This is a genomic window from Mesorhizobium silamurunense (genome assembly GCF_014843825.1).
In the GTDB taxonomy this organism is placed as follows: Bacteria; Pseudomonadota; Alphaproteobacteria; order Rhizobiales; family Rhizobiaceae; genus Mesorhizobium; species Mesorhizobium silamurunense.
Genome location: NZ_JHQR01000139.1, coordinates 1 through 11,610 on the forward strand (window position 1 = coordinate 1; position 11,610 = coordinate 11,610).

Annotated in this window: 13 protein-coding genes; 1 reads left to right on the forward strand and 12 read right to left on the reverse strand. The window is 64.2% G+C overall.

Annotated features, from left to right (window positions below; all coding sequences use genetic code 11):
• Nucleotides 1–86: 86 nt before the first annotated feature.
• The 3 genes from DH10_RS16075 to DH10_RS16085 all read right to left on the reverse strand — a co-directional run bounded on the left by DH10_RS16075 (nt 87) and on the right by DH10_RS16085 (nt 1,992).
• Nucleotides 87–548, reverse strand: coding sequence for a tetratricopeptide repeat protein (locus DH10_RS16075; protein ID WP_192244414.1), 462 nt, complete (start codon nt 546–548; stop codon nt 87–89).
• Between the two features lie 31 nt (nt 549–579).
• Nucleotides 580–1,551 (reverse strand): MBL fold metallo-hydrolase, encoded by a 972-nt coding sequence (locus tag DH10_RS16080; protein ID WP_192244416.1) that lies wholly within the window; start codon nt 1,549–1,551, stop codon nt 580–582.
• A 219-nt stretch (nt 1,552–1,770) separates the two neighbouring features.
• Nucleotides 1,771–1,992 (reverse strand): DUF680 domain-containing protein, encoded by a 222-nt coding sequence (locus DH10_RS16085; RefSeq protein ID WP_192244418.1) that lies wholly within the window; start codon nt 1,990–1,992, stop codon nt 1,771–1,773.
• A 258-nt stretch (nt 1,993–2,250) separates the two neighbouring features.
• Between DH10_RS16085 and DH10_RS16090 the strand changes: the two genes are divergently transcribed.
• Nucleotides 2,251–3,246 (forward strand): transporter, encoded by a 996-nt coding sequence (locus DH10_RS16090; RefSeq protein WP_192244420.1) that lies wholly within the window; start codon nt 2,251–2,253, stop codon nt 3,244–3,246.
• Between the two features lie 4 nt (nt 3,247–3,250).
• On the opposite strand, the gene DH10_RS16095 is transcribed toward DH10_RS16090, so the two are convergent.
• The 9 genes from DH10_RS16095 to cysS form a co-directional block, all read right to left on the reverse strand.
• A complete protein-coding gene (locus DH10_RS16095; protein WP_192244422.1) occupies nt 3,251–3,937 on the reverse strand; it encodes a glutathione S-transferase family protein in 687 nt (228 codons plus the stop codon).
• A 69-nt stretch (nt 3,938–4,006) separates the two neighbouring features.
• Nucleotides 4,007–4,936: an EamA family transporter RarD gene (gene rarD / locus DH10_RS16100; protein WP_192244424.1), complete on the reverse strand. Its 930-nt coding sequence runs from the start codon at nt 4,934–4,936 to the stop codon at nt 4,007–4,009.
• A 257-nt stretch (nt 4,937–5,193) separates the two neighbouring features.
• Nucleotides 5,194–6,810 (reverse strand): citramalate synthase, encoded by a 1,617-nt coding sequence (cimA, locus tag DH10_RS16105; protein ID WP_192244426.1) that lies wholly within the window; start codon nt 6,808–6,810, stop codon nt 5,194–5,196.
• Nucleotides 6,811–6,863: 53 nt separating this feature from the next.
• A complete protein-coding gene (gene pip, locus DH10_RS16110; RefSeq protein WP_192244428.1) occupies nt 6,864–7,829 on the reverse strand; it encodes a prolyl aminopeptidase in 966 nt (321 codons plus the stop codon).
• Nucleotides 7,826–8,302: a GFA family protein gene (locus tag DH10_RS16115; protein ID WP_192244430.1), complete on the reverse strand. Its 477-nt coding sequence runs from the start codon at nt 8,300–8,302 to the stop codon at nt 7,826–7,828. Before DH10_RS16115 ends, pip begins: the two co-directional genes overlap by 4 nt.
• Nucleotides 8,299–8,784, reverse strand: coding sequence for a GFA family protein (locus DH10_RS16120; RefSeq protein WP_192384987.1), 486 nt, complete (start codon nt 8,782–8,784; stop codon nt 8,299–8,301). The genes DH10_RS16115 and DH10_RS16120 overlap by 4 nt, the downstream gene beginning before the upstream one ends.
• Before the next feature lie 33 nt (nt 8,785–8,817).
• Nucleotides 8,818–9,204 carry a VOC family protein gene (locus DH10_RS16125; RefSeq protein ID WP_192244434.1) on the reverse strand — a complete coding sequence of 129 codons (387 nt, stop codon included), beginning with the start codon at nt 9,202–9,204 and terminating at the stop codon, nt 8,818–8,820.
• Nucleotides 9,201–9,602, reverse strand: a complete 402-nt coding sequence (locus tag DH10_RS16130) for an endonuclease domain-containing protein (RefSeq protein ID WP_192244436.1) — start codon at nt 9,600–9,602, stop codon at nt 9,201–9,203. The genes DH10_RS16125 and DH10_RS16130 overlap by 4 nt, the downstream gene beginning before the upstream one ends.
• A gap of 208 nt (nt 9,603–9,810) precedes the next feature.
• Nucleotides 9,811–11,262: a cysteine--tRNA ligase gene (cysS, locus tag DH10_RS16135; protein ID WP_192244438.1), complete on the reverse strand. Its 1,452-nt coding sequence runs from the start codon at nt 11,260–11,262 to the stop codon at nt 9,811–9,813.
• Between the last annotated feature and the right edge of the window lie 348 nt (nt 11,263–11,610).

Genomic DNA, 11,610 nt, shown 5'->3' on the forward strand with positions numbered 1-11,610 from the left:
TCCGCCGCCCGTCGCCTCATGGGATCTCTCCGGCCGATTCGCGGCCACCTCTCCCCCACTTTGTGGGGGCGAGGAAACAGGTCGCGTTACTTCGTCACCTTGGTGTCGATGGCCTGCTTAAGGTCCGAAAGCTCCACGCAGCCCGCCGGGCAGAGCTTTTGCAGCGAGGCGAGCTGCTCCTTGGCCTTGGCCATGTCGCCGGTCTCGACATAGAGCTCGCCAAGATATTCATGGGCGGCCTTGTGGTCGGGCTTAAGCTCCAGCGCCTTGCTGTAGTAGGTGAGCGAGGTTTGGTAGTCGCCGGTCTTGCGCAGCGTGAACCCGAGCAGATTATAGACGTCGGCCTGTTGGGTGTCCTGTGCAAGGTCGCGCAGGTCGGCCAGCGCGCCGTGATAGTCTTTGGCGTCGATCTTGGCCTTCACGGCCGTCAGGTCCGGCGCGTCGGCGCCTTCGATGTCGTCCACGGCATAGGCCGGCACGGCGATGGCGATCGGGGCTGCGGTCAGCACCGCAATGGCGCCGAGCACCGCGAAAAGTGCATGTTTCATTGGAGTTGTCTCTTTGTCTTCGGAATTCGATTCAGATCTGGGTCGGGGTGAAGGCATAGGCGTTGCCGTCCTTGACGAAGCTGCCGGTGCCAGGGAACGGGAAGTGCGAGCCGCAGATGCGGACGTTGTCGGCGATCACCTGGTCGATGAGCTTGTGCCTTGTGGTGATCGCCATCGGCCCGTCCTGGTCGTAGGCGCCCTGCCATTCGGGATGCGGGGCAAGCAGCGCCGGCACGTACATGGTGTCGGCCGAGACGAGGAACTGCTCGGAGCCGGCATCGACATGGTAGACGGAGTGGCCGGGCGTGTGGCCGGGCGCCGCCATGATGCGGATGCCGGGCACCACTTCCGTGCCGTCGTCGACCAGCTTCCAGTTCTTCCACTTCGGGAAGTTTTCGGCGATGCGCTTGCCCGCCGGCTTGCGGCCTTCGGGCAGCTTGGCGAGCCGGCTGGGGTCGGTCCACCAATTGTATTCGGTGGCGTTGACGATCAGCTCCGCATTCGGGAAGACCGGCGCGTTGGTGCCCTTCTCCATCAAGCCCCAGACATGGTCCGGGTGGAAATGCGAGATCATGACGGTGTCGATCGCCTTGTAGTCGATGCCGGCGGCCTTCATGTTGGCCGGCAGATGCGTGGCGTTGGCCTGCCACTGGCCGACGCCGGAACCGGCATCCATCATGATGGTGCGGCCGTTCATCTGCAGCACCACGACGGTCAGCGGGATCGGCATGAAATCAGTGGTCAGCCCCGCCTTGGCGAGCGCCGCCTTGGTGTCGTCGACCGAGACGTCCTTGATGAAGGCCGGGTCGTGGGGCTTGCGCCAAATGCCGTCATAGACGGCGGTGACCTTGAGCGAGCCCACCTTGTATTTGTAGAAGCCGACCAGCGGCTCGACCGGGGTTTCGGCGTGAGCCGCGGGGGCGAATTCCAGCTTGCCGGCAATGCCGAAGGCGGCTGCGGCCGCGGCAGATCCAAGCACCATTCGGCGTGTCATGTTGAACATCAGAAGTCTCCTCTAGTGGCTGCGGTTGGCGGTGATGGCGGCACTTGGTCGAACATGCGGAGAATGGCGGAGGGCGCCGGTGCTGCCCTCCGCCGACTGCGAAACCGGAACCGACAGGTCTGACTGGGACCTGCGATGCCGGGAGGCCGGGACTTCTGGTTTCGGACCCGGCGAGGCGTGCCTTCCTCACCGGCCCGGACCTTCGGTCCAGGCCCTAGCTCAGCGACCCCAAATGCCCTGGCCGGGCTCTTCCGCAGCGATCTTGGCCGCCGGCTTCATGTCGTGGCGGGCCATGTCCGGCTTCGCGATCGAAGCGGTGTAGGTGGTGTCGACGGCAGCGGCCGGCTGACCGGCATTGGTCGAGGAAAAATGATCGCTGCCGGCAAAGGCGCCGCCGGTGGCAACGAGGATGGCGGCAAGGGTAAGGACGGTTCTGTTCATGGCTATTCCTTCTCGAATTTGTTGATGCGTGCCTTGGGAGGATGGCCTCGCTACACAGCAAGACCCGGAACGTCCGGGCTTTATTCCCGGGAAGCGGAAGAATTTTTCGGGAAGCACGGAATTGCTATCGCAATGGCGCGAAGGCCAGCGGGGCGCCGATCGTCATCGGACTGTCACACGCAATCGGGGTTGTGCGTGTTAGAACGCCGCCTGGCCGCCCCCCGCGACCCGACCGCATCAACAGCCGGCGAAGCCGCCATGAATATCGCTGTCCCCAACGAAGGCACCGACCTGTCGCCCTATTTGCCAGACGAGCACGGCCTGTTCTTCATCTATCATTTCACCGCGGAAGGTGTGCGCACCAAGGACCCCGCCGAGGCGCACTGGACGTGGCGCAGCTATCAGATATCGGACATGCGCGCCCGCAAGGAGATCGGCGCCGAGCAGGCTCTGCCGACGCCGGTGCGCGAGGCCTTCCTTTCGCCCAGCCACGGCTGCCATATCGACTTCGAGGACGACTTCCTCTACGGCGATCTGCCGGATCTCCGGCACGACTTCGCCGAGGCGCGCGGGCTCACGCATTTCCGCTTCGCCTTCAACGAGAAGATGCTGATCGGCGCGCGCAAGCAGCCGCTGGAGTCGGTCGACAAGATACGCAAGCTGGTCGAGAGCGGCACGCGCAAATTCCGCTCACCGTCCGAGCTGATCGAGGCGGTGATGGGCCAGTCGCTCGACGGCATGGCGGGCGAGCTCGACAAGATGGGCGACACGCTCGACGGCATCGAAGACCGCATCGTCTGCGACGCATGGCATAGCGAGCGGCAGGCGCTGGTCGATGCGCGGCGGCATCTGGTGATCATCCACCGCCAGATGGCCACGCTCACCAACCTCTTCCGCCATCTCGATCATTCGCATCGCGACGACCTGCCGGATCCGATCAACGACATGGCCACACGCCTCTCGCACCGCGCGCACACGCTGCATCACGACGGCGAGCAGTTGCAGGCGCGAACCCGGCTTCTGCAGGACGAGCTGATGGCGAAACTGACCGAACAGTCGAACCAGCTGCTCTACATACTCTCCGTCATGACGGCGGTGCTGTTGCCGATGACCATCATCTCGGGCCTGTTCGGCATGAATGTCGGCGGGCTGCCGCTGGTCGATACGCCGCTGGGTTTCTGGCTGGTGACGGCGATATCGATCGCGATCGCCGGTATCGTCTACATGATCGTTCGGCGATTCGGGCGCGGTTAGCGCCTTACGCGCTTGCGCGCAGATCCTCGACGAGGGTGCCGGCGGCGTGGACTTCCGCCTCATGGTCAGGCTCGCGCCATGTCTCGGCGAGGCCGGCCTCGTACCATTCGCGCATTGCAGGGATGTCGAGCAACCGCTTCGGATAGGCGGCGGCAGCGCCCTCGAACGCCAAGCCGTAGGACTGCGCCCGGAAGGCCACCGGGGCAAAGAAGGCATCGACGGCGCTGAAGCGGTCGCCGGCCAGGAACGGTCCGCCGAAACGGACGAGGCCGTCGTTCCAGAGGTCGCCGAGGCGGAAGAGATCGTGCTTCAGCGCGCCGGACATCGGGAACGGCTCGACGCGCACGCCGCAGCTCATCGGGCACAGGTTGCGGAGTGCGGTGAAGCTCGAATGCATTTCGGCGGCGGCCGAGCGTGCCCAGGCGCGCGCCCTGGCGTCCGCCGGCCAGACGCCCTGATGGCGCTCGGCTAGATATTCCGCGATGGCGAGCGAATCCCAGACCGCCCAGCCGTCATCGACCAGGCACGGCACGCGGCCATTCGGCGAGAACGACCGGAAGAGGCTGAAACTCGATCCGGTCGGGAACGGCGTCAGCCGCTCCTCAAAGGGAATTTCGAGGGTACGCATCAGCACCCACGGCCGCAGCGACCAGGACGAATAGTTCTTGTTGCCAATGTGCAGAACGTACATTAGGCGCCCCCTCCTTGTTTTGACGCAATTCCGGACGGAAAAGCGCTTCACGCTTTTCCTCGAATTGCTTTATCTCGTCGCCGGCGCCGGCTGGCGGACCTCCCGGCCCCTGAACATCGACCAACTGTAAATCGCAAGCGCCGTCCAGATCAGCGCGAAGGCGATGGCCTGCGTGGTGCCGAAGGGCTCGTCGAAGATCAGCACGGCGATCAGGAAGACCATGGTCGGCGCGATGTACTGCATGATGCCGATGGTGGAGAGGCGAAGCAGCCTGGCGCCGAAGGCAAAGAGCAGCAGCGGCACCGCGGTCACCGGTCCGCAGCCGATCAGCAGCGCGGTGTCCGTGGCGTTGCTGGAGATGAAATGGTCCTGGCCGGTGGCGATCAGGTAGGCGATGTAGCAGAGCGCCGGCACCGAGAGCAGCAGCACTTCGAGCAGGAAGCCCTGGCTCGGGCCGATCGGCAGCGTCTTGCGGAAGAAGCCGTAGGCGGCAAAGGAAAAGGCCAGCGCCAGCGATACCCAGGGCAATTTGCCGGCCTCGACGGTGAGTACCGCCACCGCGATCGCTGCCAGCGCCACCGCCGCGATCTGCAGCCGGTCCAGCCGCTCACCGAGCAGCAGCGCGCCTACGACGACGCTGACCAGCGGATTGATGTAATAGCCGAGCGCGGTCTCGACGGTGCGGTCGACGGCGATTGCCCAGACATAGATGCCCCAGTTGATCGAAATCAGTACCGCCGTCAGCGCCGCCATACTGATGCTCTTCGGCGTGCGGATCGCGACCTTGAAATCGGCCGTTCGACCTGCCCAGATCAACACGGCAGCGGCGATCGGCACCGACCAGACGACGCGGTTGGCGATCACCTCGGCGAGCGGCAGATGCGCCACCGCCTTCATGTAGAAGGGTAGCAGCCCCCACAGGAAATAGGCGCCGAGCGCCAGCAGGAAGCCACGGCGGGCCTTGGTGTCTGCGTCGAGGAGAGCTGTTTCGGTGACCATGGCCCAACGCTATGGCCCAGCCGGACATTCAAGACCATCGCAAAATTATGATGGATCAACGGACTTCCGCTGATGGTTCAAGGGCGGCGTCTTCGTAGAGCGCGGAAACGGTGATTTGGAGCCCAGACGGGCGGCATGAGGCAATCGAGTCCTATTCTTCTCGGACTCTGGCTTCACGAAGGTCGCCCCCCGCTCCGTCCCGGCTTCGCCGGACCACCTCTCCCCCGCTTTGCGGGGGCGAGGAAAAAACGGCAGCCCTACTCCGCCGCCACCAGCCCGGCCATCTCGCGGTTCTTCATCAGCTTGTAGACGATCGAATCCATCAGCGCCTGGAAGGAGGCGTCGATAATGTTTTCCGACACGCCGACCGTCCACCAGCGGGCGCCGGTGGAATCGTGCGATTCGACGAGAACGCGGGTGATGGCCTCGGTGCCGCCGTTGAGGATACGCACCTTGAAGTCGGCAAGCTCGAGGTCGACGATCTCGCTCTGGTATTTGCCGAGATCCTTGCGCAGCGCGATGTCGAGCGCATTGACGGGGCCATGACCTTCGGCCACCGACATCTTCTCCTCACCGTCGACCAGCACTTTTACGATGGCCTCGGACACGGTCTTCAGATTGCCGTTGGCATCGAAGCGGCGCTCGACCATGCAGCGGAACGAGGTGACGTTGAAGAACTCCGGCAGGCCGTGCAGCATCTTGCGGGCCAGCAGCTCGAACGAGGCGTCGGCGCCCTCATAGGCATAGCCTTCGGCCTCGCGCTCCTTGACGACGGCGATCAGCGCGTCGAGCCGGTAATCGTCCTTCGGCATCTCAATACCGCGCCGCTTCAGCTCGGCTAGGAAATTGGCCTTGCCGCCCTGGTCGGAGACCATGACGCGGCGGCGGTTGCCGACCGCTTCCGGCGGCACATGCTCGTAGGTCGCCGGCTCCTTGGCGAGCGCCGAGGCATGGATGCCGGCCTTGGTGGCGAAGGCGGACGAGCCGACATAGGGCGCCTGCGCTTCCGGGGCGCGGTTGAGCAATTCGTCGAAGGCGCGGGAGAGCCGCGAGATGCCGGTCAGCGCCTCGGCCGAAATGCCTGTTTCGAAGCGATCGGCGAAGGCAGGCTTCAGCGAAAGCGTCGGGATGATGGAGATCAGATTGGCGTTGCCGCAGCGCTCGCCGATGCCGTTCAGCGTGCCCTGGATCTGGCGCACGCCGGCCTCGACGGCGGCGAGCGAATTGGCCACCGCCTGGCCGGTGTCGTCATGCGCGTGGATACCGAGATGGTCGCCCGGGATGCCACCGGCGATAACCGTCTCGACGATGGCGCGCACCTCCGAGGGCTGCGTGCCGCCATTGGTGTCGCACAGCACCACCCAGCGCGCGCCGGCGTCGTAGGCGGTCTTGGCGCAGGCCAGCGCATAGCCAGGATTGGCCTTGAAGCCGTCGAAGAAATGCTCGCAGTCGACCATCGCTTCCTTGCCCGCTGCGACGGCTGTCTCGACCGAGACTTTTATGGACTCCAAATTCTCCTCGTTGGTGCAGCCGAGCGCGACGCGCACATGGTAGTCCCAGCTCTTGGCGACGAAGCAGATGGCATCGGATTTCGACTGCACGATCGCCGCCAGCCCCGGATCGTTGGACGCGGAGACCCCTGCCCGCTTGGTCATGCCGAAGGCGACGAAACTGGCATTCGCCGTGCGCTTCTTCTGGAAGAAGGCGGTGTCGGTAGGGTTGGCGCCGGGATAACCGCCCTCGACATAGTCGATGCCGAACTCGTCGAGGAGCTTCGCAATCGCGATCTTGTCCTCGACGGAAAAGTCGATGCCCGGCGTCTGCTGGCCGTCGCGGAGGGTGGTGTCGAAGAGATAGAGGCGGTGTTTTGTCATGGCTGTAGCTCGAAAAGCTGCGATCCTTCACCGTAGAGCGCAAGCAGGCATCGTCATTTCCCCGCAAACCGATCCGTCGCCCGGATCAGCCGATCCAAAATCCCCGGCTCCGAATAGGCATGGCCGGCGCCTTCGATGAGGTGGAAATCGGCCTTCGGCCAGGCCTTGTGCAGCGCCCAGGCATAGCGTGCCGGGCACGGCATGTCGTAGCGGCCGTGGACGATGGTGCCGGGAATGTCCTTGAGCTTCCACGCGTCGCGCAGCAGCTGACCTTCCTCCAGCCAGCCGGCGTGGACGAAATAGTGGTTCTCGATGCGGGCAAACGCCACCGCATAATCGTCCTGGCCGAAGGGCGTGCTAGTTTCAGGCTCCGGCAGGAGCGTGATCGTCTCGCCTTCCCAGAGGCTCCAGGCAAGGGCTGCCTCGACCTGTGCCTTACGGTCCGTGCCCACCAGCCGCTTGCGGTAGGCGGCCATCATGTCGCCGCGCTCTGCCTCGGGGATCGGCGCGAGAAAACGCTCCCACTTGTCGGGGAACATCTCCGAGACGCCGAACTGATAGTACCATTCGAGCTCGGCGCGGGTGAGCGTGTAGATGCCGCGCACGACGAGCTCGCTGACGCGCTCCGGATGCGTCTCGGAATAGGCGAGTGCCAGCGTCGAGCCCCAGGAGCCGCCGAAGACCAGCCATTTGTCGAAGCCCGCCATCTCGCGCAGCCGCTCGATGTCGGCGATGAGATGCCAGGTGGTGTTGGCTTCCAGCGAGGCGTTGGGCGTCGATTTCCCGCAGCCGCGCTGGTCGAACAGGATGACGTCGTAGAGTTTCGGGTCGAACAGCCGCCGGTGTTTTGGCGAAATCGTGCCGCCCGGGCCGCCATGCAGGAACACGGCCGGCTTGGCGCCCTTGGTGCCGGAACGCTCCCAGTAGATGGTGTGGCCGTCGCCGACATCGAGCATGCCGGTCTCAAACGGCTCGATCTCTGGATAAAGCGTGCGCAAGGAACTGGCGTGGATCGTCATAGTTTTAGGCCCTGCTGCGGCCAGTTGGCCGTCTCGCGGTCGGGATGCTGGAAGGAGATGATCTGCTCCTGCCGTCGATAGTAATCGGGGTCGTCATGGATCGGCGCCTCGAAGATCTTCTCCACCCAGGGCAGCCGCACCGCGTAGTTGACCTGGATCTGCGGCGCCAGATCCGAGCGGTCGTCGAAGGCGCCGATGGCGATCTCCAGCGCGCCGGGCTGGCGGTAGGTCAGCGGCGTGCCGCAGCGGCGGCAGAAACCGCGATCGATATTGACCGAGGACTGGAAATAGCTCGGCTCCTCATGGGTCCATTCGACGCCGTCCTTCGGCACCGTCACCAGCGCGCCGAAGAAATTGCCGAATTGCTTTTGGCACATGCGGCAGTGGCAGATGGACGGGCGGCCAAGCTTGCCCTTGATGCGGAAGCGCACGGCGCCGCATTGGCAGCCGCCTGTTCGAACTTGGTCGGTCATGGTCTTTCCTCCGGCGGCCATCGGTCGGTGTCGTGATCGGGATGTTGATAGGAGACGAGCTCGGCAAGATAAGGCGCGGACGAAATGTCGGCCATCGTGGCCTCGGACGGCAGTTTCGGAATACCGTCGACATAGGGCAGCTTCGCCTCGACGCCCCATTGGATCGTCGGCGCGATGCCGGCCGGATCGTCGAAGGCGGCGATCGCCAGCGCCACGCCGTCCGGCGCCTCGAAGGTCAGCGGCGTGCCGCATTCGGCGCAGAAGCCGCGCCATGCCGCGCTGGACGAGCGGAAGCGCTTCGGCTCGCCGCGCGTCCAGTCGAGCCTGGCGCCACGCACCGAGACCAGCGGCAGATAGAAATTGCCGCTCGCCTTCTGGCACATGCGGCAATGGCAGATCGAGGCATCACCCAGCGTGCCCTCGACGCGGAAGCGCACCGCGCCGCACTGGCAGCCGCCCGTATAGCGGTTGTCGAGGCTCATGGCTCGCTCCGATTCATGGGCCGATTCACGGGCTCACTCCGGATCATGGCAGACCGCCTCGACATTGTTGCCGTCGGGATCGAAGACGAAGGCCCAGTAATAGTTGGGGTGATAATGCGGGCGCAGGCCCGGCCCGCCATTGTCCCTGCCGCCGGCCGCAAGCGCCGCGGCATGGAAAGCGTCGACCTCGGCGCGGCTGCGCGCGGTGAAGGCGACATGCTGGCGGTCCTTCGGCTTCTCCTTGCCCGCACTCACCCAGAACACCGGCCGGTCGCGGCCATAGCCGCCGACCTTGGCGCCGCCGGTATATTCCTCCGGCACCATGTAAAGCAGCGAGGCACCCAGCGGCGCCATCGCCTTGTCGTAGAAGGCCTTGGACTTTTCGAAATCGGAAACGCTAATGCCGAGATGGTCGATCATGGAACTGCCTCCCTTGCTGGTTCCGGCACTTCGGCACCGGCCAGGCCGGCCGCGATGACGATGTGCTGGCAGACATTGTCGATATCGCGGATCACGTCGTCGTTCCAGAAGCGCAGGATGGTCCAGCCTAGCGCTTCAAGCCTCACGGTTCGCGCGGTATCAGACGCCGAAACTTCAGGCGATGCGTGCTGGGAGCCATCCAGCTCGACGATCAGCTTCTTGTAGGGGCAGGCAAAATCGACAATGTAGCCAGCTATCGGCATTTGACGTCGGAATGCCAGTCCCATGAGCCGATGAGCGCGTATCTCATTCCAAAGCTTCAATTCGGCATCTGTCATTTGCTTGCGCATCTTGCGCGCATTGCCGCGATTGACGGGAGATACAGGATAATGGGTCATCGCGAGGCGCCCCCCTCTGTCCTGCCGGACATCTCCCCCTCAAGGGGGGAGATCAGCAGCTTCGCCGACGACGCCCAATCATCGACTTCTGCGATTGGCGAAAGCCAAGGCGACGTCCAATCTCCCCCCCTTGAGGGGGAGATGTCCGGCAGGACAGAGGGGGTGCTTGGCGCCAACCTCTCCGTTCCCGCCATATGAGCAGGCACCCTCACCGCTTTACCTCCCACGTCGTCACGCGCTGGCCCGTGGCGGGGTCCTTGCCGTCCTTGAGCTGCACGCCCTCCCCCAAGAGCTCCTCGCGGATCCTGTCGGCCTCGGCCCAGTTCCTGGCGGCGATGAACTCCAGACGATCCGCGATCGCCTTGGCAACCGCCGTCTCGTCCACCTTGGCGGCGCCGACGTCGAAGCCGAGGAAGGCAAGTGCAGCCTTCAGCGAAGCGGCGGCGGCATTCTCGCCGTCGCCGCTGAACTCGATCGCCTCGCCGGCAAGCTGCGTCAGCCGCTGGAAAGCGGCGTAGGTGGCGAGGTCGTCGGACAGCGCTTCCAGCACATCGGCCGGCAGGTTCTTCGCCGCCGCGGGCGCCAAGTCCGCCGCGCGCTTCCATTTGCGCAGCGTGTTTTCCGCCTCTTCCAGCTTGCGCACGGAAAAGTCGATCGGCTCGCGGTAGTGCGTCATCAGCATCGCCAGCCTCAGCACCTCGCCCGGCCATTTGCGGCCGCCGAAGGTCTCGGTCTCCAACAACTCATGAATCGAGTAGAAATTGCCGAGGCTCTTCGACATCTTCTGGCCCTCGACCTGCAGGAAGCCGTTGTGCATCCACACATTGGCCATGACCTTGGTGCCGTGGGCGCAGCGCGACTGCGCGATCTCGTTCTCGTGGTGCGGGAAGATCAGGTCGAGGCCGCCGCCATGGATGTCGAAGACCTCGCCGAGATAGGCGGCCGACATGGCCGAGCATTCGATGTGCCAGCCGGGCCGGCCCCTGCCCCACGGGCTTTCCCAGCCCGGCTCTTCGGGGCTCGAGAGCTTCCACAGCACGAAATCGCCGGGGTTCTTCTTGTGCTCATCGACGGCAATGCGGGCGCCTGCCTGCTGCTCGTCGAGATTGCGCTTCGAAAGCTCGCCATAGTCCGGCATCGAGGCGGTGTCGAACAGCACCTCGCCGCCGGCGACATAGGCGTGGCCGCGCTCGATCAACTGCCTGATCAACGACAGCATGTCGGCCTTGCCGTCCGCGCGGGGCGCGACGAACTCCGTGGCGCGCGGCTCGAAAGTCGGCTCCAGGCAGCCGAGCGCGGCGACATCCTTGTGATACTGGTCGGCGGTCTTTTCGGTGACCTTGCGGATGGCATCGTTGAGCGAGAGCTTGCCGGCTTCGATCTCCGCGCCGAAATCGCGAAGCGCCCTGGCGTTGATCTTGTCGTCGACGTCCGTGATGTTGCGCACATACGTGACGTGGCTTTCGCCGTAGAGTTGGCGCAGCAAACGGAACAGCACGTCGAAGACGATCGCCGGCCGCGCATTGCCGATATGGGCAAAGTCGTAGACGGTCGGGCCGCAGACATACATGCGCACGTTTTTCGGATCGATCGGAACGAAACGCTCCTTCGCCCGCGTTAGCGTGTTGTAGAGGCTGAGGCCCTTCGATGCGTCAGACATGCGTGCCTTCCCGGTTGGTTACTCGCAAACCCACCTTGCGCCGAAGCGCAAAGCGGACTCCAGCCTGCTGGCCGGGGCGTTTGTCCAATCTGGGGGAAGATAAGGCGAAAACGTCCGGACCAGCGCGAGGCTAGCCAATAATGCAAATGCCACAAATGGCGAAAGACGTTTTCATGGGCGGCCTTATCGCGCCCGGCGGTGTTGCCGTCAAGTCGCTCAAAACGGGAAAGATGTCGTCGGATCACAGGTAAAGACGGGCCGAAACGTTTTATTAAACATGTCGGCACAGTGATGAAACATTCGCCGGCTAGACCCGCCGGGTGTCACGATTTGGTCCGAATCGGCCGG

What these genes read in the sequence shown, in the direction of transcription:
- DH10_RS16120 (WP_192384987.1), bottom strand. Translation starts at nt 8,784, where the DNA reads ATGAGCCTCGACAACCGCTATACGGGCGGCTGCCAGTGCGGCGCGGTG.
- cimA (WP_192244426.1), bottom strand. Translation starts at nt 6,810, where the DNA reads ATGACAAAACACCGCCTCTATCTCTTCGACACCACCCTCCGCGACGGC.
- DH10_RS16085 (WP_192244418.1), bottom strand. Translation starts at nt 1,992, where the DNA reads ATGAACAGAACCGTCCTTACCCTTGCCGCCATCCTCGTTGCCACCGGC.
- DH10_RS16130 (WP_192244436.1), bottom strand. Translation starts at nt 9,602, where the DNA reads ATGACCCATTATCCTGTATCTCCCGTCAATCGCGGCAATGCGCGCAAG.
- rarD (WP_192244424.1), bottom strand. Translation starts at nt 4,936, where the DNA reads ATGGTCACCGAAACAGCTCTCCTCGACGCAGACACCAAGGCCCGCCGT.
- DH10_RS16075 (WP_192244414.1), bottom strand. Translation starts at nt 548, where the DNA reads ATGAAACATGCACTTTTCGCGGTGCTCGGCGCCATTGCGGTGCTGACC.
- DH10_RS16090 (WP_192244420.1), top strand. Translation starts at nt 2,251, where the DNA reads ATGAATATCGCTGTCCCCAACGAAGGCACCGACCTGTCGCCCTATTTG.
- DH10_RS16125 (WP_192244434.1), bottom strand. Translation starts at nt 9,204, where the DNA reads ATGATCGACCATCTCGGCATTAGCGTTTCCGATTTCGAAAAGTCCAAG.
- cysS (WP_192244438.1), bottom strand. Translation starts at nt 11,262, where the DNA reads ATGTCTGACGCATCGAAGGGCCTCAGCCTCTACAACACGCTAACGCGG.
- DH10_RS16080 (WP_192244416.1), bottom strand. Translation starts at nt 1,551, where the DNA reads ATGTTCAACATGACACGCCGAATGGTGCTTGGATCTGCCGCGGCCGCA.
- DH10_RS16095 (WP_192244422.1), bottom strand. Translation starts at nt 3,937, where the DNA reads ATGTACGTTCTGCACATTGGCAACAAGAACTATTCGTCCTGGTCGCTG.
- pip (WP_192244428.1), bottom strand. Translation starts at nt 7,829, where the DNA reads ATGACGATCCACGCCAGTTCCTTGCGCACGCTTTATCCAGAGATCGAG.
- DH10_RS16115 (WP_192244430.1), bottom strand. Translation starts at nt 8,302, where the DNA reads ATGACCGACCAAGTTCGAACAGGCGGCTGCCAATGCGGCGCCGTGCGC.